21 protein-coding genes and 1 pseudogene are annotated in these 20,080 nt (G+C 37.7%); 16 read left to right on the forward strand and 6 right to left on the reverse strand.

All coding sequences use genetic code 11. The features are described from left to right. Nucleotides 1-446: 446 nt before the first annotated feature. On the reverse strand, nucleotides 447-1,931 hold the full coding sequence (locus NST97_RS02635) for an aldehyde dehydrogenase family protein (RefSeq protein WP_339195464.1): 1,485 nt from the start codon (nucleotides 1,929-1,931) through the stop codon (nucleotides 447-449). 240 nt (nucleotides 1,932-2,171) lie between these two features. Between NST97_RS02635 and NST97_RS02640 the strand changes: the two genes are divergently transcribed. The 4 genes and pseudogenes from NST97_RS02640 to NST97_RS02655 form a co-directional block, all read left to right on the forward strand. Continuing rightward, a complete protein-coding gene (locus tag NST97_RS02640; RefSeq protein WP_063389713.1) occupies nucleotides 2,172-2,411 on the forward strand; it encodes a spore coat associated protein CotJA in 240 nt (79 codons plus the stop codon). A gap of 5 nt (nucleotides 2,412-2,416) precedes the next feature. Continuing rightward, entirely contained in the window at nucleotides 2,417-2,677 is a 261-nt protein-coding gene (locus tag NST97_RS02645) for a spore coat protein CotJB (protein ID WP_063389714.1), read from the forward strand. 45 nt (nucleotides 2,678-2,722) lie between these two features. Then, nucleotides 2,723-3,292, forward strand: coding sequence for a spore coat protein CotJC (gene cotJC, locus NST97_RS02650; RefSeq protein WP_063389715.1), 570 nt, complete (start codon nucleotides 2,723-2,725; stop codon nucleotides 3,290-3,292). 405 nt (nucleotides 3,293-3,697) lie between these two features. Continuing rightward, nucleotides 3,698-4,051 (forward strand): annotated as a pseudogene (locus tag NST97_RS02655) (IS110 family transposase); the annotation flags it as partial. Nucleotides 4,052-4,400: 349 nt separating this feature from the next. On the opposite strand, the gene NST97_RS02660 reads toward NST97_RS02655, so the two are convergent. The 3 genes from NST97_RS02660 to NST97_RS02670 form a co-directional block, all read right to left on the reverse strand. Then, entirely contained in the window at nucleotides 4,401-5,072 is a 672-nt protein-coding gene (locus NST97_RS02660; protein ID WP_144597000.1) for an ABC transporter ATP-binding protein, read from the reverse strand. 3 nt (nucleotides 5,073-5,075) lie between these two features. Then, on the reverse strand, nucleotides 5,076-6,362 hold the full coding sequence (locus NST97_RS02665; RefSeq protein WP_144597002.1) for a sugar transporter: 1,287 nt from the start codon (nucleotides 6,360-6,362) through the stop codon (nucleotides 5,076-5,078). Nucleotides 6,363-6,500: 138 nt separating this feature from the next. Next, complete coding sequence (locus NST97_RS02670) at nucleotides 6,501-7,058, reverse strand: hypothetical protein (RefSeq protein WP_063389719.1); 558 nt, start codon at nucleotides 7,056-7,058, stop codon at nucleotides 6,501-6,503. Nucleotides 7,059-7,977: 919 nt separating this feature from the next. Between NST97_RS02670 and NST97_RS02675 the strand changes: the two genes are divergently transcribed. Continuing rightward, complete coding sequence (locus NST97_RS02675) at nucleotides 7,978-8,346, forward strand: helix-turn-helix transcriptional regulator (protein WP_063389720.1); 369 nt, start codon at nucleotides 7,978-7,980, stop codon at nucleotides 8,344-8,346. Between the two features lie 15 nt (nucleotides 8,347-8,361). Beyond that, nucleotides 8,362-10,059, forward strand: a complete 1,698-nt coding sequence (locus NST97_RS02680) for an ABC-ATPase domain-containing protein (protein ID WP_063389721.1) — start codon at nucleotides 8,362-8,364, stop codon at nucleotides 10,057-10,059. A gap of 184 nt (nucleotides 10,060-10,243) precedes the next feature. On the opposite strand, the gene NST97_RS02685 is transcribed toward NST97_RS02680, so the two are convergent. Both NST97_RS02685 and NST97_RS02690 read right to left on the reverse strand, forming a co-directional pair. Then, nucleotides 10,244-11,479 carry an MFS transporter gene (locus NST97_RS02685; protein ID WP_063389722.1) on the reverse strand — a complete coding sequence of 412 codons (1,236 nt, stop codon included), beginning with the start codon at nucleotides 11,477-11,479 and terminating at the stop codon, nucleotides 10,244-10,246. A gap of 258 nt (nucleotides 11,480-11,737) precedes the next feature. Continuing rightward, entirely contained in the window at nucleotides 11,738-11,956 is a 219-nt protein-coding gene (locus NST97_RS02690) for a hypothetical protein (protein WP_341342895.1), read from the reverse strand. 164 nt (nucleotides 11,957-12,120) lie between these two features. Here NST97_RS02690 and yunB point away from each other — a divergent pair, with 164 nt between their 5' ends. From yunB to NST97_RS02740, 10 genes are all read left to right on the forward strand, one after another. Continuing rightward, the gene (yunB, locus tag NST97_RS02695; RefSeq protein WP_063389724.1) at nucleotides 12,121-12,867 is read left to right on the forward strand and encodes a sporulation protein YunB; all 747 of its coding nucleotides are present in this window, start codon (nucleotides 12,121-12,123) and stop codon (nucleotides 12,865-12,867) included. A 100-nt stretch (nucleotides 12,868-12,967) separates the two neighbouring features. After that, entirely contained in the window at nucleotides 12,968-13,174 is a 207-nt protein-coding gene (locus NST97_RS02700; RefSeq protein ID WP_066246606.1) for a DUF1657 domain-containing protein, read from the forward strand. Nucleotides 13,175-13,230: 56 nt separating this feature from the next. Then, nucleotides 13,231-13,677, forward strand: coding sequence for a YhcN/YlaJ family sporulation lipoprotein (locus tag NST97_RS02705; protein ID WP_063389726.1), 447 nt, complete (start codon nucleotides 13,231-13,233; stop codon nucleotides 13,675-13,677). 13 nt (nucleotides 13,678-13,690) lie between these two features. Further along, nucleotides 13,691-14,170 (forward strand): stage V sporulation protein AC, encoded by a 480-nt coding sequence (gene spoVAC, locus NST97_RS02710; protein WP_063389727.1) that lies wholly within the window; start codon nucleotides 13,691-13,693, stop codon nucleotides 14,168-14,170. 1 nt (nucleotide 14,171) lies between these two features. After that, nucleotides 14,172-15,179, forward strand: a complete 1,008-nt coding sequence (gene spoVAD, locus NST97_RS02715) for a stage V sporulation protein AD (RefSeq protein WP_063389728.1) — start codon at nucleotides 14,172-14,174, stop codon at nucleotides 15,177-15,179. 5 nt (nucleotides 15,180-15,184) lie between these two features. After that, nucleotides 15,185-15,541, forward strand: coding sequence for a stage V sporulation protein AE (gene spoVAE, locus NST97_RS02720; RefSeq protein ID WP_063389729.1), 357 nt, complete (start codon nucleotides 15,185-15,187; stop codon nucleotides 15,539-15,541). A 5-nt stretch (nucleotides 15,542-15,546) separates the two neighbouring features. After that, nucleotides 15,547-15,753: a DUF1657 domain-containing protein gene (locus tag NST97_RS02725; RefSeq protein WP_063389730.1), complete on the forward strand. Its 207-nt coding sequence runs from the start codon at nucleotides 15,547-15,549 to the stop codon at nucleotides 15,751-15,753. A 14-nt stretch (nucleotides 15,754-15,767) separates the two neighbouring features. Further along, on the forward strand, nucleotides 15,768-16,628 hold the full coding sequence (locus tag NST97_RS02730; protein WP_066246610.1) for a DUF421 domain-containing protein: 861 nt from the start codon (nucleotides 15,768-15,770) through the stop codon (nucleotides 16,626-16,628). 16 nt (nucleotides 16,629-16,644) lie between these two features. Continuing rightward, nucleotides 16,645-17,556 carry an NAD(P)/FAD-dependent oxidoreductase gene (locus tag NST97_RS02735; RefSeq protein WP_144597008.1) on the forward strand — a complete coding sequence of 304 codons (912 nt, stop codon included), beginning with the start codon at nucleotides 16,645-16,647 and terminating at the stop codon, nucleotides 17,554-17,556. Between the two features lie 980 nt (nucleotides 17,557-18,536). Next, a complete protein-coding gene (locus tag NST97_RS02740; RefSeq protein ID WP_341342896.1) occupies nucleotides 18,537-19,652 on the forward strand; it encodes an IS4 family transposase in 1,116 nt (371 codons plus the stop codon). The last annotated feature ends 428 nt before the right edge of the window (nucleotides 19,653-20,080 follow it).

Genomic DNA, 20,080 nt, shown 5'->3' on the forward strand with positions numbered 1-20,080 from the left:
TTTTGTTTACTATTTTTACAGATTTCATATATTAAATTACTTGATTTATCCCGTTACTTGGTTTTCCTTTAAAGATTTCATAATCCTCTTCATTTCTGTTTTTGAAAGATTTTTAGAAACAATGTTCATTTTATATCGCGATTTTCCCTGTAATTCCTTTTTGATGCTGTGCGTCCTTTCATTTATGTAAAAAGCAGAGAAGACAACGCTTTTTTCAATTTAAAGCCGAACAGGGAAGGGGTGTTCTGCTGTATTATGGACAATTACTGTTTCTGTTGTTTTTCACAGAGGAAATGCCCGAGCTTTTCTCAATGCAGAAAGTACTAAAGCAGGCGGAACTCAACCTTTTAGGAGAAGTTCTCGACAACTGGAAAGCCCCACAGAAATCATTTTCTGTGGGGCATAGATATTGTTTTTTAGACAGGCGCTATTCTGAATTATATATTTTAATTTAAGCTAATCCACACGCTTTTTACTTCTGTATAGTTGTTCAAAGCATATGAACCCATTTCGCGACCGATACCTGATTGTTTGTATCCGCCAAACGGAGAAGCTGCGTCAAATACATTATAACAGTTGACCCAAACAGTTCCTGCTCTCAAGCGATTGGCGACATAGTGAGCGTTGGCCACATCTCTCGTCCATAAACCGGCAGCTAAGCCGTATTCGCTGTTGTTTGCCCGATCAATAACTTCATCTAAATCTTCAAAAGGCAATGCAGCAATGACCGGACCGAATATTTCCTCTTTGGCAATTGTCATTTTATCTTCAACATCAGCAAAAATTGTAGGAGTGACAAAATACCCTTTTTCAGATGGCGTAGATCCGCCGGTCACAACTTCTGCGCCTTCTTCAATTCCTTTTTCAATATAATTCAACACTCTTGACTGCTGCTCTTCAGATACGAGCGGCCCCATTTCCGTTTCCGGATTCAGGCCAAAGCCTTGGCGGATATTTTTGGCATGGGAGGCCATATCTGCTAATACATTATCGTAATGTTTTTTCTGAATAAACACACGAGAACCTGCACAGCATACTTGACCTTGATTAAACATTACACCGTTTAATGCACCTGGAATCGCTTTTGACAGATCAGCATCCGGCAAAATAATATTCGGCGATTTGCCTCCTAATTCCAGCGTAACTCGCTTCAGTGAACGTGCGGCATTTTTCATTATCAGCTTGCCGACTTCCGTCGATCCGGTAAAAGCAATTTTATCTATCAGAGGATGATCAACAATCGCTTGCCCAGCTGTTTCCCCAAAGCCCGGTACTATGTTGATAACCCCAGGTGGGAAACCTGCTTCTTCAATAAGCTCTGCTAAATAAAGGGCTGAAAGTGGAGTTTGTTCTGCAGGCTTCAAAACGACTGTACAACCAGTTGCAAGAGCGGCACCAAGTTTCCACATTGCCATTAGAAGCGGGAAGTTCCATGGAATAATCTGGCCGACAACACCAACAGGTTCATGTCTTGTATAATTGAAAAATGGTCCGTTGACAGGAATGGTCTGCCCGACTATTTTTGTAGACCATCCGGCATAGTAACGCAAGTGTTCAATGGCTAATGGAATATCTGCATTTCTAGTTTCCCGGATCGGTTTTCCGTTATCCAGCGTTTCCAGCTGAGCTAGTTCTTCTTTGTTTTCCTCCAGCAAATCCGCCAGTTTGTACAATAATCGGCTTCGTTCAGCAGCTGATATTTTGGACCATGGCCCGCTGTCAAAAGCAGCTCTTGCCGCACGGACAGCACGGTCAATATCTTCTTTGTCCGCTTCATAAACCGTTGCAAGAGTTTCTCCAGTTGCTGGATTAGGAGTGTCGAACGTTTTGCCGGAAACGCTTTCGACAAATTCACCATTAATGTACAACTTTTTTTTCCCCTTTAGAAACTCCGCTACTTTCCCTTCAACATTAGCGATTAATTGACTCATCGATCATCCTCCTAATTTTTTTTTTCGTTGTGTAAACTCTGGATGAACGAAATACAGTTTTATAATAAAGGAAAATTCAGAATATTTCAACCCATTTTTTAAAAATTACCAAAAATCTCCTGACCAACAACTGCTGGATGGCCGCAGAAAACTTAAGAAAACAACTTTATTTCAGTCATCAAGACAAACTATTTAAGAATAATCGTATAAAGAGAAATGAACTTCAAAGAGGTGATGACTATGAATGAGAAGCATCAAAAATCTTTTACGACCGTAAAATCATATCGTCCTTTTCATAGCAGATATGATCCATGTAAACCAATCGGTGTCAAATACTATTCCACACCGCCAAACCTTTTCCTCGGTTTTCAGCCGCCGAACTTGCAGCAATTTTCCGCAAAAGAAGCATTAAAAAAAGGGACTCTTTGGCGATTTTTTTATGACTATTACGAAAATCCGTATGAGAAAAAAGGGAGGTAGCCAAAATGAAGGAGCTTCCTCAAGAGTACTATCAGCTCCTTGAAGAAATTCAAGCGGCTGATTTCGTGCTTGTTGAATTATCGCTTTATCTAGACACTCATCCAAATGATATAGAAGCAATCCAGCAATTTAACCAATATGCCCAATACTCAAAACAATTGAAGCAAATGTTTGAATCAAAATTCGGTGCGCTGCAGCAATTTGGAAACAGCTTTTCAGACGCGAACTGGAGCTGGGGAACGATGCCGTGGCCATGGCAAGTATAGCTTTAATCTGTTTAACTATACTCATACGATGAAAGGAGAAAGAACATGTGGTTTTATGAAAAAAAACTACAATATCCTGTCAGGGTGAGTACGTGCAACCCAAAACTGGCAAAATATTTAATTGAACAATACGGCGGAGCAGATGGAGAACTTGCTGCCGCCCTTCGCTATTTGAATCAAAGATACACGATCCCCGACAAAGTAGTAGGACTTTTAACGGATATTGGAACAGAAGAATTTGCTCATTTGGAGATGATCGCAACAATGGTGTATAAATTGACGAAAGATGCGACACCGGAACAATTAAAGGAAGCAGGACTAGGCGAGCATTATGTCAATCATGACAGCGCCTTGTTTTATAACAACGCTGCTGGAACTCCGTGGACTGCGACTTATATTCAAGCAAAAGGGGATCCGATAGCTGATTTGTATGAGGATATAGCTGCCGAGGAAAAAGCAAGAGCTACTTATCAATGGATTATCGATATGTCAGATGATCCAGACTTAAATGACGGATTAAGATTTTTGCGCCAAAGAGAAATTGTTCATTCGCAACGTTTTCGGGAGGCGGTGGAAATTTTAAAAGAAGAACGTGATCGTAAAAAGTTTTTTTAAGAAGTTCAAGGAGCATCCAATCAGACGTACTTTCATCTATTGGATGCTCCTTTTATGTTTCAGGCAGAACATTGTTGGTAATATCCAAGATTGACAGCATTGATCGAATTTTTTTACTCTCTTTCTTTTAAAATAATACAAACAGCTGTACAATCGATCAATTGAAGCTGTTCACGTACAAAAATAGTGTATTTTGCATTACTTAATCCATTTTCTTTAGCCCATGAATAAAATTCAAAATCATATCCTCCTCCCTCTATAAATGTTGATATATCAACATTTATAGAGGGAACATTCCTGTTAGAAGTTTTTTCGGGGACTTGAATAAAAAAGCCCTCTTGGTATGATTCGGGGGTGTCAATCGGATTAATTGCCCCCTAATTTGGATACCAAGGAGGACTATACATGAGTTCTATCTCAAACAAGAAGATTAATCAAGTCACCGATCAAACGCTCATCGTTGGCATGGATATCGCGAAAAAGAAGCATTATGCCTGCTTTGTGGATGAGCGAGGGAGGGTGTTAAAAAAGCCGTTTCCCGTTCTGCAATCGAAAGAAGGATTGGAATGGTTGTACCAGTGCATCGTGAAAGCGATGGAGGAAGTTGAAAAAACGGAAGTGATCGTTGGCATCGAGCCAACGGGACATTATTGGCTCAATCTCGCTTACTTTCTTGACGAGAAGGGCATTCCTCTCGTGATGACAAACCCGATGCACGTGAAGCGCTCCAAAGAGCTAGACAACAATCTTCCAACCAAGGCTTTATAAGTCCAAGACACTGCCCCTTGAGTTTGAAAATCTCCATTAACATTAGCGACTGTTCTAGCAGGGTCAATTTTTATAGAGATTGATTGGTTTTGAATAGCTTTTGGACTCCTTTATGAACTGTTTCATCAGGCTTTGACTACTATTTACTCGAGCTATCCTCGTAAATGCTGTTTTTTTTTAGGAATTTTTTTGTTTTTCATTCTGCTATATGAAAGAATGATTCAAACAGTATTTGTATGTTAGTAAAATCGCGGAAAAAGAAGGCTGGAAATCAAGGTGAAACTGTTCCTTAGAAAGCCCAAAAAGAAAAATGAACTTCCTATAACCGAGCATACAAAATTTATGCTTCACGGCTGCCGCACTCTAAAACTACTGTATTCAGTTGTTCATTCCTTTTTAAAATGATCTTTTGATTTGAAAAATCAGTTAAATCAGCATCCGTTGAATGAGTGGCATAAATTAAAATTGCCTTGTTTTGCATGACGTAATTTTTCAAATAATCGAGAATAACTTTTCTTGACCTAATATCGAAATTGACAAAAGGTTCATCAAGGAGAATCAAATTAGGCGAAGATAGAAGTGCTAAAATTAAAGATAGTTTTTGTTTCGTTCCTAAAGACAGTTCGCGTGTAAGGGTATTTTTATATTTGTAGAGTCCAATTTTTTCTATAAGACCTTCTAGAGACGAATCTAATCTTTCCCCATTCAGGAAGGATAAGATCATATCAATTGTTTCAGCCGTTGTTAAATAATCGTATAAAAATGGTGTATTGCCAATTAAGGAGACTCCTTTTATATACTTTTGAAAATCGTCCTTTAATGAAATATTGTTTAACTTGATGTCCCCATCGAATGTTGTCATTCCACCGATGATATTCAACAACGTTGATTTGCCAATTCCATTTTCACCAAGTAATTCAACAATGCTCATGTTATCTATTTTTAAGTTAATACCGTCAAAAATGTAGGCTGATTCACCATATCTTTTTTTTATATTGATCAATTCAAGCATGTTTTACCTCTCTTTTGTCAGAAAATTATATAATAATAAAAAATGTGAATAAACAATAAAGAAAAAGAGTATAGGATATATACTGCCGAATTTCATTGAATAAAAAGCTACAACGCTGCATGTAATAGAAGGCAACCCTAAAACGAATAAATCTTCTAAAGGATTAAAAAAATATACAAAAAAATTGTTTTTAATATCTTCTATTGATAATTTTTGAAAGCGATAGACTCTTTTTGAAATGATTTTTATTGTGTAGAAGTAAATGATTGTTGAACATAAAACAGTGACAGCTGAAAATAATGAAAATCCATAAAGGAGGAATACACCAGCATAATAACTGATTAGGATTACGATGAGCCTTCTTGACAGAAATTTAGAAAGCGAATTCTCATAATAAGTTTTTTGATCAAACTTCTTTATATAATAAAAATCGCTTAAATTACAGTCGTTTAACAGTTTTGAGCTATTTATGATTCCTTGAGATATCATACTAATCATTGCGCTTTCAATTCCTAAATAAACCGAAATGATAATCAATTTATGAATATTAAAATAAAAATGAATCATACATATCAGAACTAAAGAAGCAGCTGCAAACAAATAAGTATACAATATATATAAGTAGTAAGTTCTATTTTGACAAGATCGGGATAAAGCCGCTTGATACTGATCTAAATGCAGGTCATTTTTATACCGGATGAAATGTTCTTTCTTTTTCGTAGCGTTCGGCCCGTGAATAAATAAAAAGACAATCTGAGGATTGCTCCATAAAAATTTTACAATAATAGTAAAAAAAACAGCTATTAAGAAGAAAATCTCGTATAAAAGAATGGTTATGTAACTAAAATGAAATTCTCTCATAAAAATCAACATAAAAAAACAATAAGACAAAATGTTTGTTCCAAATGTTAACAGCAATTTTTTAATAATCAGTAATTGAAATTTAATTTTGTGAGCTTTATACATCCATTGAGAAATATTCTCCAGTTCCACATGATCGTAATCATCATTATTAATATCAGTGAACAAAAGCGTTATAAAAAAATAGATAGTGGCGATATAAAAAGGATTTATATTTATAAAGGAATGAAAAAAATAAATGAGCAAATAGACAAAAATCGGTGCTAACATCGAAGCGAAAGTAATGACTGCATTTACGTTATAGAGAAAGACCAGCAGCAATTTTTTATCGCCGCCAGCAAACTTATTTAGAAAATTCCCAAATAAAATCTCGAAATTTGCTAATGCTTTTCTTTTTTTCATTAACCGCTTGTATTTGAAGTATTTCATCTTCTTCAATTCCCCAACATTTTCGTAACAATTTTTACCAGATTAAAAATTCCTACTAAAAAAACGATTATCGAGATTACGAACAATATTCTCATTTTAGCCTTAAATTTTTTTTCCATATTATGCACCTTCCTAAGATCATTGAAATTGCACAACAGTCATGAACGTTTGAATGATAAGCGTCAAACCATAAGTGGTCGAAAATATTATTGTACACAGTCTTATTTTTAGGCTGATGGAAGTGGAACTGTCTAAATATGATAAATATAAGTAGAAAAAAACAACCAATAGGATTTGCGAACCTGGAAACCAGCCCAGCCATTGAATATCTTGCAGTTGATTAAAGCCAGCCAGTGAAATGATCGTCATATTTAATAAAATGGAAACAAGATTCGCAAAAATGATGGCTGATAAAAAGTTACTAAATGTAAACTTTTTATTCGTCATGACATTTGTAATATAAGTAACAAATATTGTTTCGATTATGATCACGGTAATTCCCGCAATCAATTGTATTAAAATTAACAAAGCAGCAACAAACGAATGTGCAAACAATGGAAAGCTCGCTTGCAGTTTATCAAATTGCTCAATCACTTGAAACTGTTTAATGGAAAAAAATGAATTCGCCACAACTGCTAGCACTAACAGGCAAAAAGAAAGTAAATTTATTATTCTTTCATTTTTTAATTTGAGCATATTTATCCCCTTTATAAGAAAAGGTGTTCCGCCTTATTACAAAAATTAAAACAGCAGGAGGCTAAAGGCTATTACAGTTAGAGTCAATCACCATGAAACATAAGAAATTTCATTGAGAGAGACCATCAAGAATAATTCCGGCAGCAGTCAGATTAAATTCATAACTTATCCTCTCAAAATTGCTTTAATTTCACACAAATAATATTCTTTCCTCGTTTAAAATTGCAACTGAATGGGCTGTACTTAGTTGGTCAAAAATTTTTAGTTCAAGTAGACTATAAACAACAAATCATGCAATTGTACTAAAGCGGGAAGCCAAATTGTAATCAACCGAACTTGCATAGCTAAGCAGCCCGTGAATTCTTATGTGATGAAACCCGAAAACAAAGTCATGTAATTTCTTTTAAACTAGTATTTCCGAATGAGGATTTTGGCAATTTATAGAAATATTATAATGAAGGTTGGATCCCTTGGTCAAGCTGCTCCTAAATTTTTCTAATGGTTTTCAAAAGGTGGCATGTTAGGAATAATGATTTTAAGTAATCCATCCCATTAATCTACGTTTTTTCAGACAGAATCATCTTGTTTGTAACACTCATTATTGCGTGAATAAAAAATGTTCATGCCCGATGCTTCCGAGATGCAATCTAAATTTTAAAAAGGTCAAGATTCGGTGGTAGAGGAAAAGACTTTCGAATTAACCAACAGCCGAATGCCATTCCACTTTATGCTTAAACAAATATTTTAACAAATAGCATGGAGGTCTTGTCATATTGTGTGACAATTCATTTTGCAAACAATGTTCTAAATGAAAAAAAGATATATTTTTATATGAACTTATATTATGATTAAAATAAAAGGATCGGAAAACTATAAGTTTACATAATTATATTATTGTAAAAAGGAGATGGATGGAGAGATGACGGAAAAAAGAAAACCTAGCGGCTTTTTATTGAAGCAGCGCGCTTTTTTAAAATTATATTTAATCACGATGACGGAAAAGAAGCGGCTGTATGGTTTTAAAATATTGGATGAACTGCGGGAAGAGTTTCGCCCGTATGGCTACCGTCCGAATCATTCTGAGCTGTACAAAGCGCTTCATGATTTAATAAAAGACGGCATTTTAAAACAAATTAAACGAAAAAAAGAAGGAGCCGAGTTTCAAGAGGTTGTCTATTATCAGTTTGTCGATTATGAAAAAGCAAAACAATATAAAAGACAACTAAAAGCAGAGCTGGACCGCTCAAAAGCAATTATTGAAAAAGCTATACGAGACAATTTTGCATAAATATGGAGGAGTATTATGATCAATCTTGCAAAAAAGCTGGAACAAATCGATGGCAAAGGATATAAAGCGTACAAACAGATTCAAGGCTCGTACAAGTTTCCTGATTTTGAATTGTTGATCGATTATGTACAGGGCGATCCGTTTGCGAGTCCTTCGAAAATCAGAATATTGATCGCTAGAAGCAAAACGGCTTTTTTACAAAAATGGACAAACAGCCGGCAAAGAAAGATAAGATGTGAAGATATGATTGTCCGCGAAGTATTTCAAGCTATTTCTAATTTGAAAAATAACGTACGCGGCTCTGGAAAAAGCGGGCTGATCATGATTGACAAACCGGGGCAGAAGGTGTTAGAACGGACAGCTGTTCAGATAGGAGAAAACGATATTACAGTTTGTCTTTCAATCGGTCTTCCGGCTCAAGGGAGAACAATATTAGGCAAGGAAGCCAAAAAAATATTTTTTCAACTACTTCCCGAAATTTTGCGGCATTCTGTCTTTTCTGTGAAGGGGAAAGATATTGAGAGCGCGATTCAGCTTTGCGATCAGCAAATGGCGATCCGCTCCTATATGAAAGAGAGAGGAATAATAGCGTTTATTGCAAATAATTCAATTTTGCCGCGTGCAAGCGGCGTAAGTGATCAGCCGTTGAAGGGCGCTGTTCCTTTTCAAAGTCCAAAGGAAATGGAAGTCTCAATTCCTGTTCCGCATCGGCAAGAACCGTTGAAGGGCATGGCTATATACAAAGGCATCACCTTGATCGTTGGAGGAGGTTATCATGGAAAAAGCACTTTATTAAAGGCGCTCGAGCATGGTGTTTATGACCATATTGAAGGGGACGGCCGTGAATTTGTTTTGACGGACCGTTCAGCATGCAAAATACGTGCCGAAGATGGCCGCAGTATAAAGAAGGTGGATATTTCCGCTTTTATTAACAATCTGCCGTTTCAAAAAAGCACAAAATCCTTCTCTACGGAAAATGCAAGCGGCAGTACATCGCAGGCAGCCAATATAATGGAAATGCTAGAAGCAGGAGCAAAAACATTATTGATCGACGAGGATACAAGTGCAACAAACTTTATGATTCGGGACGCCAGAATGCAAGCATTAATTCATAAAGAGCATGAGCCCATTACTCCATTTATCGATAAAGTTTTACAATTGAAGCAGGATTTTGATGTCTCAACAATTTTAGTTATGGGCGGATCGGGAGATTACTTTTCCGTTGCGGATCGCGTAATTAAAATGGATCATTATAAGCCTTATGACGTCACACATGAAGCAAAACAGATTGCCTGTCAAATTAAAACCGGAAGAAAGCATGAAGGAGGGGAGAAATTTGGAGAATGGAAGCTTCGTATTCCGGAATCAGGCAGCTTGAACAGCAGAAAAGGGAAAAAATCTAAAATTGCTTGCCGGCTTTCTGAAATTCAATATGGACTAGAAAAAATTGATTTATCTTATGTAGAACAGCTGGTCGACGAAAGCCAGACAAGAATGATTGGAGAAATATTATCGTATATCGAACGGACAAACCTTTTTGACAGACGCTTAACAGTATCACAATTGCTTGATTTCGTAGAAAATAAGATCAATCAGGACGGTCTCCAAAGTTTTTCGGCCCATCATGGTCATCAAGGTGAATTGGCGTATGTAAGAAGATTTGAATTAGCGGCAGCCTTGAACCGGATTAGGGCGTTAAAAATTCGGGAATGAAGAAAAGACTTTCTTCCATAAAAAATTTTCTATCATCATCAACGAACTGACGGGTGCCCCAATTTTGACAGCGCAAAGAAAGCGAGAGACTCCGAGCATTTCTTTTGCTTAGACGGCCTCGACCGCAAGCTTGCCGGCGCGAAACGGGCGCGGGAGTCGCAAGCTTTGAATCTGTCAATGCTCGTTACGAGAACGATTTGGCATGAACTTGCTGGTTTTCCCGCTTGTCCGTTTTCTTTTTCTCTTTTAAATAATCAATTAAAACTAGCAGAATAACAATGAAAAAACAAATGCTTGATAATTGAAAAATCGTTCCTAAATCAACATAGGATGATAAGAAGCCTAGAAAAACCGCACTTATTCCTATTCCTCCATCCAATGCTGAATAATACATTCCGTTTGCGACTCCTCTCCGATCGGCAGGTGTTTTAGAAAGCACCCATGATTGCAAAACAGGAAGCAGTGACCCAAAACCGGCGCCAAATAAAATACCAGCTAAAACAAGCATTCCGACTGAGTATGTGAAAGATAAAACCCAAAAGGCGATAAATGTTAAGAATGAGCAAACAATGGCAAGAAGCCAAGGACCGCTTCGATCAAACCACCTTCCTGAAATTGGTCGTACAGCAGTTGCCGCCAACGCATTACATAAGTAGTATAAGAAGATTTGATCGATCCCTCTTTCTTGGCCGAATATGACGATAAACGTGACAATTCCCCCATAACCGAAAGCTGATAATAATGTAATCAGTGCAGGAAACGCCCCATGTTTATCAATGAGTGAGCGAAAAAAAGAAAAATCCTTTACATGCATTGATTTTTCTAAAACAGACTTTGGCGTTTTGTATTGAACTAATGAAAGGGCGATAATCGATATGACACCGAAAATGGCGGAACCGATGATGAGCGGCTGGAATCCTAAATGTTGAAAAAGCAAAATGCCAAAACTAGGAGCGATGATCATCCCAATGGTGATAGATAAACCATAATAGCCCATTCCTTCTCCGAGGCGTTTCGTTGGAACCAATTCAACAGCTGCCGTTCCATTTGCTGTTGTTGACCATCCCCAGGCAAAACCGTGAAGGAGGCGGACAATTAAAAATAAAAAAACAATCGATGTAAGCGAGTATGAAAGGGTTAAAAAGAGTAAGCCTACAGCTCCAGTTATAACGAGCCATTTTCGTTTCGCTGATTCAAGAAGAAAACCAATGAGCGGTCGAATGACAACAGCAGCGATGGAAAAAAGGGTTGTAACAAGCCCGATTTCAATGTCCGATGCTCCAATTGCTTTCGCTTGCGGCGGCAAAGTAGGCAAAAGCATTTGAAAGCTCATAAAAATAAATAAATTTCCGATAATTAACAAAATGAATGATTTTGTCCAAAGCGGCGGCTTGGCGGTATGAACGGCAGAATCCTTCATGGATTTGATGGCACCTCCTGCATTGTAAAAACAAAAATATTTAGATACTCGAACAATTACCAACTACTCTATTATACAAATTTTTCAAAGGAACTCAATGGATTGGTTGCCTTTTCTTTTTAATAGAAGCTGGAGGAGAAAATTCACAAATCGATGGAAATCTAGAACAGCGATGGGGTGAAAAAGTTTCAACTGACACATATTACAAAAAAAGCCGATTTTCTTTCAAACATGAGAAAGAAAATCGGCCGTTTTCTTTTATCGGTTTGGCATGATTTGTTGAATTTGACTGTTTGCAAATTTTTGTTGCAGCGGTTTGATGATGTTAGCGAATAAGTTTTGTCGTCTGCCAAATCCGTATAATGCTGCAGCCCCCAAACCGACTAAAGAAATCCACATCATGCTGTTTCTTTGCCGGTTCTTAGGAAACATGGAGCGGTTTTTTCCCATTTTGAAGAGGGACCCCATTTTTCTCATTATAAAAGCACCTCTTCCTAAGTTGTGTTTGGAAGAACATCTTCCAACAGTTATAGTATTGTTTTTTCACGATTCTTTATTAGTTACAGTTGATTCCAATTTTATTTTAGCTTCTAATCAGCTTTCTTTTCTACATATATTGGTACAAAGGGAGGGAAATTCTTTTGTACCGAAAATTCAGAAGACGACGAAGACGCGGCCCTCTGCCGGCTAAATATGTTTTTTTAATTACATTTGTCATTTTCAATGTTTTGACAGCATACAGCTTATGGCTGATCAATGCCATTATTGAACCGACATTGGTCAGAATAGCGGAAACAAAGACGAGGCAAATTGCCGAACATGCAATTCATGATGCTGTTTCGAAAAAAATAGCAGAAAAACTTGATATGAAGGAATTGATCATTATTCATGAAAAGAAATCAGACGAAACGGCGACTTACAGCTTTAATTCCCAAATTTATAACCGTCTTATTTCAGATGCGACCGTTTATATTCAGCAATATTTGGATGGGAATGTGGAGGTGGAATCGGAAGACGGCATCCCCGTCAATCAAAACCCAGATGGAAAAGGCCTGGTTTATCATATTCCACTCGGATTAATAACGAACAATGCGCTCATCTCCCATTTAGGTCCTGAAGTTCCCGTACGCTTTGAACTTATTGGTTCAGTTAATTCAGAAATTAGCACAAAATATAAGGAAATTGGCATTAATAACGCTTATTTAGAAATTTATATGGACATTTTAGTTAAAATTAACGTCATTATTCCTTCGATTTCAAAAGATATGGAAATAGAAAATTCAGTGAAAATTGGTGATTTATTTATTGAAGGAAAAGTTCCGCAGTTTTACAACAGCGGCGGGACTGGTTCGGCACCTGCTGTCATTATGCCTGAAAAATCAAAATAATAATACAGAATAAAATGGATATAAGGGAAGAACATCCCTTTTTTACTTTTGGGCATTTAGGAAATATTAAACTTGTAACAACAAAAAGGAGGAATTGACATTGACAGTTTCAACTCAAGTTCAACAAACATTAGCAGGATTAAAAAGTGCTCAAGCAAGCTTTGAAACGTTTGCACTGCAAACGGAAAACAAGCAAGCAAAACAGATTTATCAACAGGCTGCGCAGCAAACACAGTCAATTGTTGATTTGATTAATACCCGCTTGCAGCAAATCCAGAATGAAGAGCCTCAATATAAACAACAGTAAAGGTTGGTATTTACCAACCTTTTCAACACATCACAAATAAGAGTGAGCTGGTCAGGATGAAACATTTTATATTCTTTTTCACTTTCCTTTTTGTTTTCTCAGCATGCCAACAGAACGATATGGTCGATCCGACTTTAGAACAACCGACAAAAATCAATTATTCGACGAAGAACGCTCCTTTTAATCAAAAGGTCGCGAAAAAGGCGGAGGAAATAGCGGAAAGCTATGATGGAGTTCCCAAAGCCATAAGCGTCAATACAGACCGCAAGCTATTGCTTGCTTTTCAATTAGATCATATGAAACGGTTTCAATTAAAACAAAAGGAAAAAACAATTGAAAAAAAATTAAAAAAATCTTTCCGAGATTATGATGTCACCGTTTCAAGCGACATGAAAATTTATTGGGAAACAGAAAAATTAATTAACAAACTGGAAAATCTGGACAAGCGTGAAATGAACAAGAAAGTGGAAAACATTATTCAATTGAGCAGAGAAGAAACATAAGAAGGTGTTTTCGATGGCGAATGAGCAAAGAAAACTTCAAACGAAAATCATGCAGGAATACTATCAATTGGAGAAAAAAAATGAAACGAAAAGACCTGTTGTCCAAAACTGTTTACGAGCCTTTTTAGTCGGTGGAATTATTTGCTCCATCGGACAAGCGATACAGTTTTTTTACATGTACTTTTTTCATTTTACTCAACAAACCGCTGGAAATCCGACTGTTGCCACGATGATTTTTTTATCTATGCTTTTGACCGGATTTGGTGTTTACGACCGGATTGCTCAATTTGGCGGTGCCGGAAGCGCTGTACCAGTCACAGGGTTCGGAAATGCTGTTATTTCTGCAGCGATTGAGCACCGAACAGAAGGATTTGTCCTCGGTGTAGGCGGGAACATGTTTAAATTGGCCGGATCTGTTATTTTATTTGGAACATTTTCTGCATTTGTAGTTGCTTTAATCAAAACGATTTTAATTAAATGGGGTGGTTTTTGAAATGCTGAAAGGACATCGCACTTGGGTATTTCATAATCAACCCGTGATCATTTCAACCGCTACCGTTGGCGGGCCGTTTGAAGCAAATGGCAGACTAGCCGACGATTTTGATCTTCTTCACGAAGATTTGTGGTTGGGTGAGGACTCTTATGAAAAAGCTCATAAAGTGCTTTTTGAAGAAGCGTTTTACAAAGCAATAGAAAAAGGAAACATTGAAAAAGAACAGGTGGAATTTATTATTTCCGGAGATTTAGTGAATCAAATCACCCCGTCCAGCTTTGCAGCAAGAACGTTCGGCGTTCCTTATCTCGGCATTTTCGGCGCTTGTTCTACGTCGATGGAAGGGCTGGCATTAAGCGCATTTATCGTCAATTACGGCGGAGCAAAATATTTACTGACTGGTGCGGCCAGCCATAATACGGCAATCGAAAAACAATTTCGCTATCCGACCGAGTACGGTGGGCAAAAGCCACCGACTGCACAGTGGACAGTCACGGGTGCAGGAGCTGCTTTGTTAAGCAATGAAGGGAAAGGACCTGCCGTGACCTCGGCAACGATTGGCAGAGTGGTCGATTTAGGCATGTCTGATCCGTTTAATATGGGCGGTGCGATGGCGCCGGCAGCAGTTGATACGATAGAAGCGCATTTCCGCGATTTAAATATTGATGCGGACTACTATGATTTAATTGTAACAGGCGACTTAGGAAAAATCGGACGCAACGTCGCTCTTGAATTATTTGAAAAAAATGGAGTTCAAATGGATGAGGAAAAATTTCAGGATTGCGGTTTAATGATTTATCGGGAAGGACAACCAGTTTTATCCGGTGCAAGCGGGGCGGGCTGCTCGGCAATTGTCGTATACGGCCATTTATTAAATCGGATGAAAAAAGGCGAGCTGAAGCGAATTCTCGCTGTCGCAACTGGGGCGCTGCTTTCTCCGCTAACGTTCCAGCAAAATGAAACCATTCCGTGCATTGCACACGCTGTGTCCATTGAATTCAGGGGGTGAAACATTTGGTTGCGTCATTTTTTTGGGCGTTTGTCATAGGCGGATTAATTTGTGTAATTGGACAGATCATGTTTGATGTGTTTCATTTAACACCTGCTCATACATTAAGTACTTTTGTCGTGATTGGAGCCATCTTGGACGGTTTCGGGCTTTATGAACCATTTATCGATTTTGCGGGTGCAGGTGCAACCATTCCGATTACAAGCTTCGGAAATTCTCTCGTTCATGGAGCGTTGCAAGAAGCAGAAAAACATGGATTGATCGGCGTTTTAACAGGTATGTTTGAAGTGACTAGCTCCGGTATTTCAGCAGCTATTATTTTTGGTTTTATCGGAGCGCTTTTATTTAAACCAAAGGGGTGATTGGATTGACAGTAGCATCACAGGTCAAGCAAACGCTGGCCAGTTTAAAAAGCATTCATGCGGGATTGCAAAACTTGGCCATTACGTCAACTGATGAAGAAACGAAACGAGTTTTTCACGAAAACATGTTAATATCTGAAGAAATTATCAATGATGTAAAGTCTCGAATTGGAGAGCTGGAGTTTGAGGAACCTGAGTATAAAGGCTTTTGAAAAGAGGGATGAACATGCCAGAGTGGGTTGAAGTCATTATTCGTTCACTTGCCATAATAGCTGGATTATTTTTCATTTCCAAACTATTGGGAAAAAAACAGCTTTCCAAGCTTTCCTTTTTTGAATACGTCGTCGGCATTACCATTGGTGACATTGCCGGGACACTGTCAATGGATACGAATTTAAATTTAACAAACGGTATTATCAGCATTGCCATATGGGTGATGATTCCGGTTATTATTTCATTCATTTCCATGAAAAGTCCGTCGTTTCAGCAATTTATTGAAGGAAAACCGACCGTTTTTATTAAAAACGGAAAAATCATGGAGGAAAATTTAAAGAAAGAAAAATATCCTTTGGCCGCTTTGTTGGAACAATTGAGGAAAAATAATGTCCATCATGCCAGTGATGTGGAATTTGCTATTTTGGAAACTACTGGTGAACTGAGTATTTTGCTAAAAAAAGAAAAACAGCCTATAACGGTAGGAGATATCAAAACGAACGTTGCCCCTGTTAAAGAACCGCAAACCGTCATAATGGACGGAAAAATTATGGACGAAGCTCTTTCAACGACCGGTTTGAATCGAAGATGGCTGAAAGAAAAACTCGATCAATTAGGAGTCGCCGTCGAGAATGTTTTTTTAGCCCAAGTCGATTCATATGGACAACTCACTGTTGATTTATATGATGATAAAGTAAAAGTGCCTGAACCTGTTGAAAAACAGCTTCTTCTTTCATCCCTTAAAAAAGTGGAGGCAGATTTTGAATTATACGCTCTGCAAACTGAAAATACGGAAGCGAAAAACATGTATATAAAAAATAGAAAAAAAATAGCTGAAATGATCAAAACATTAACGCCTTTTTTGCAAGGTTGACTGAAAGGGTGGAAAAGTGAAAACATACGATTGCATCATTGTTGGCGGCGGGATCGCCGGTTTATCTGCGGCCATTATGCTTGGAAGGTATAAACATAATGTTTTAGTCATCGACAAGATGAACGGAAGATCGACGCTATGCAGAAGCTATCATAATTTGTTAGGGTGGCCTGACGGGGTAAGCGGACAGACACTGCGTACTCTTGGAAGAGAACATGCAGAAAAATACGGAGTAAAATTTTTGAAAAAGCTGGCAGCAAAAGTCGAAAAGCAAGGAAAAGATTTCCTTATCGAAACGGACGATCGCAGCATATACAAAACAAAAAAATTGCTGATTGCAACAGGGGTTACCGACCGCATACCAGAAGTGCTGTCAGAAATAAAGCATTGTTTAGGCATTTCGGTATATGTTTGCCCTGATTGCGATGGATATGAAGTAGATGGGAAATCGGTCATTGTAATGGGGGCAGGAAAAGCAGGAGCGAAGCTGGCTCTCTCACTAACGTACTGGACGAAAGACATTCAGTACGTGAATCATGATGGAGAAGAAATTAATGCTGCATTAAAAAATGAACTTTCTAATAAAAATATCGAATACATAAAAGAACGGTTAACGAAAGTGATGAGAGACGGTGAATGGTTTAAGGGAGTTGAATTGGAAAGCGGAAGACGCCTTTTCGCGGATAGAGGCTTCCTCGGATTTGGCGGCAATCGCGTTCATTCAGATCTTGCCGCTCAGCTCGGCGCCGAGCGATTAGAAAATAAGCATCTAGTCATCCATGCACGGACGAAAGAAACGAGCGTCCAAAATGTTTGGGCAGCCGGAGACGTTGCGGCTCACTCGGAACAAGCTGCAATCGCAATGGGGGATGGAATCCAAGCAGCGATTTGGATTCATAAACGGCTTTTAGAGGAACAACGGACTTGATGTTGATTGATAGATCTGAAAATTCCGAGCTGTTCAGGGCTCCATTATATTGCCGATTTTACGACCGTAAAAGTTATCGACAAAGAATGACGAGCAATTTAGGAGCGAATGCTCGGATTTGTCTTGAATTAGTATTGGAAAAAGTTAACTGAATAAAGCTAGGAAGGGGAGGACATCAATTGTTTTGAGCGCTGGAAGTTTCGATGCCCTCCTTTGTGTTGACATGAAGATATTTATGATTACAGCCTTTCACGGCTGCAGAGAAAGTAAATGTGATCAAATAAGTGAGAATCCGAAAATGGAAGTTCTGCACATGATAGGGATTGAGCATTTGTTTTTGGCGAAAAAGCTCTCTTCAATCTTTAATTTTTTTACGATGAAGGCTCAGATGTTTTCAACTAAAGCCCCGAATTGTTGAAGTGTATGTTTCACATACTATTCTCCAGCTTTACATAGGAATTTTTATCAAAGACAAGAAATCATTCTATATTATTTGCACGATAAGATTCATTTGCAGCTGCTTTCCTTTGTTGAAGTAAAAATAAAAATACACCTAATAAAAGGTATTATCTATAATTTCTCAAATTGCTTCTGCGAAATTATTTCAGCAGCGATCCAGAACGAATATTCCATATCCAGTGATGTTAGTTTATTCGAAAATCTATTACTCAGATAATTTCATCAATTAACTTTTTATATTATCTTTATAAACTGGTCAGCCCTGTATTAACTGTTCGAGCTGTACCAATACCTCATTAGTTTTTTCGGATTTAGAGGCTGATTTTCTCGCTCCTAAATCGATTAAATTCGATCAAATTCTGTTTTGCTTTTTTAAAGGATCACTAGCATTGCAGTAATTAAATCTGATGATTCAAAATAATAAGAATGTTCAATTTTTTATTGATTTCGAAACAAAAAAATCCTTTACAATGGAAGTACAGGTGGTTCCTGTCCAAATCCAATCGTAAAGGATAAGCGTTATGGACAAGAATACACTAATTTCATCATTTGGTAAATGGGTTTCACCCATAAATATTCAAAAACTTAGCGAACAAGTCAAAGAATTGAAACAGGACTATTACACAAAAAAGCTGACAACAGAAGCCTATATTAAACTTTTATTGGTAGCCCAGCTGCTCGAATTTACGAGCTTAGAGGAAATGAGTGATGCACTTGTAGACGAAGATCTTCAAAAAGCACTCGGATTTGAATCGATAAGTGCCTCTCAGCTATCCCGAAAAAACAATCAGATCAACCCACTCATTCTTGCAAATTTGTTCTTGGATCTTGTTTGGAAAATTCAACGGCACCATTATCAAAACGGAAAGAATATGCCACTGAAAATCATTGATTCAAGTACACTCCCGTTGAATTTGACCCATTATAAATGGGCAAAATTCCGTAAAACAAAAGCTGGTGTAAAGCTACACTTACGGCTCGTTTTCATGGATAAAGACACCGTCTATCCTGAAAAAGCAGTGATTACGACAGCAAAAGAACATGACCGAAATCAACTCGAAGTCCTAGTGGATGATCAAGAAGCCATGTATGTGTTTGACCGCGGTTATGTGGACTATGAACGTTTTGATCGGATGACAGATGATGGCTATTTCTTCGTTTCAAGACTGAAGAAAAACGCAGTCATTCGTGAAGTCTATACATTTTCACTTCCTGATGATTGTCACGTTCTATCCGATAAAATGGTCTACATTGGTACCACACAAAATCGTACTGAAAATGTCTATCGTCTACTAGAAGTTATGGACACAAAAGGGAACTTACTTCGTTTCATCACCAACCGATTTGATTTAAAACCAGAAGAGATAAGTGATATTTACCGATCTCGCTGGGCTATTGAGCTCTTTTTCAAATGGCTCAAGCAACACGTGGAAATTAAGCACTTTTATGGAATGAGTGAAACAGCTATTCAAAATCAAATTTTCTTAGCCCTTATCACGTATTGCTTACATGTTCTCATTCAATTGGAGATGAAAAGTAAGAAATCCCTACTTCGAATTACTCGTTGGTTAAAGAGAGCTCTGTGGAAACCAGCTTATGTTTGGTTGCGAAAATTTGATGGGCGAGCCAGTCCATAATCTCCCTTTTGTCGTTGTCGCTCTGGTTTAACTGTATATATTTACCAAATGGGCAGTGCCACCTTTCTTTAGGTTTTGTCTTTTTGGCACAAATTCACAAAAATTAATTAACAGAAAATTCTAACTATATTTATGCAATGCTAATGTTAAAGGATAAATCCTAAATAAACAGGATGTTTGATCAAACTTTCAATTTAATATAAGACGATTATTTATCAAACTTTATGTTACATCTGCATTTTGCAAATGAAGTAGATATATCGTTTAACTGAGCAGCCGTTAATCCTTTGGCTTTTTTGCTGCAAGCAATTCTTTTTCCTTGCCTAGGACAAAACATTCATATTGCACCGAAGCCCGATTAAAAAAAGAAATCGAACGGATTGCTCAAAGTGGTATTATGCACTGGTTCTATGGTCATAGAGATTCTT

Source organism: Aeribacillus sp. FSL K6-1305 (assembly GCF_038050115.1).
Taxonomy (GTDB): Bacteria; Bacillota; Bacilli; order Bacillales; family Aeribacillaceae; genus Aeribacillus; species Aeribacillus composti.

Bases quoted from the DNA above. Each gene is read 5' to 3' on its own strand.
- NST97_RS02635 (WP_339195464.1), bottom strand. From the start codon at position 1,931: ATGAGTCAATTAATCGCTAATGTTGAAGGGAAAGTAGCGGAGTTTCTA.
- NST97_RS02640 (WP_063389713.1), top strand. From the start codon at position 2,172: ATGAATGAGAAGCATCAAAAATCTTTTACGACCGTAAAATCATATCGT.
- NST97_RS02645 (WP_063389714.1), top strand. From the start codon at position 2,417: ATGAAGGAGCTTCCTCAAGAGTACTATCAGCTCCTTGAAGAAATTCAA.
- cotJC (WP_063389715.1), top strand. From the start codon at position 2,723: ATGTGGTTTTATGAAAAAAAACTACAATATCCTGTCAGGGTGAGTACG.
- NST97_RS02660 (WP_144597000.1), bottom strand. From the start codon at position 5,072: ATGCTTGAATTGATCAATATAAAAAAAAGATATGGTGAATCAGCCTAC.
- NST97_RS02665 (WP_144597002.1), bottom strand. From the start codon at position 6,362: ATGAAATACTTCAAATACAAGCGGTTAATGAAAAAAAGAAAAGCATTA.
- NST97_RS02670 (WP_063389719.1), bottom strand. From the start codon at position 7,058: ATGCTCAAATTAAAAAATGAAAGAATAATAAATTTACTTTCTTTTTGC.
- NST97_RS02675 (WP_063389720.1), top strand. From the start codon at position 7,978: ATGACGGAAAAAAGAAAACCTAGCGGCTTTTTATTGAAGCAGCGCGCT.
- NST97_RS02680 (WP_063389721.1), top strand. From the start codon at position 8,362: ATGATCAATCTTGCAAAAAAGCTGGAACAAATCGATGGCAAAGGATAT.
- NST97_RS02685 (WP_063389722.1), bottom strand. From the start codon at position 11,479: ATGAAGGATTCTGCCGTTCATACCGCCAAGCCGCCGCTTTGGACAAAA.
- NST97_RS02690 (WP_341342895.1), bottom strand. From the start codon at position 11,956: ATGAGAAAAATGGGGTCCCTCTTCAAAATGGGAAAAAACCGCTCCATG.
- NST97_RS02705 (WP_063389726.1), top strand. From the start codon at position 13,231: ATGAAACATTTTATATTCTTTTTCACTTTCCTTTTTGTTTTCTCAGCA.
- spoVAC (WP_063389727.1), top strand. From the start codon at position 13,691: ATGGCGAATGAGCAAAGAAAACTTCAAACGAAAATCATGCAGGAATAC.
- spoVAD (WP_063389728.1), top strand. From the start codon at position 14,172: ATGCTGAAAGGACATCGCACTTGGGTATTTCATAATCAACCCGTGATC.
- NST97_RS02730 (WP_066246610.1), top strand. From the start codon at position 15,768: ATGCCAGAGTGGGTTGAAGTCATTATTCGTTCACTTGCCATAATAGCT.
- NST97_RS02740 (WP_341342896.1), top strand. From the start codon at position 18,537: ATGGACAAGAATACACTAATTTCATCATTTGGTAAATGGGTTTCACCC.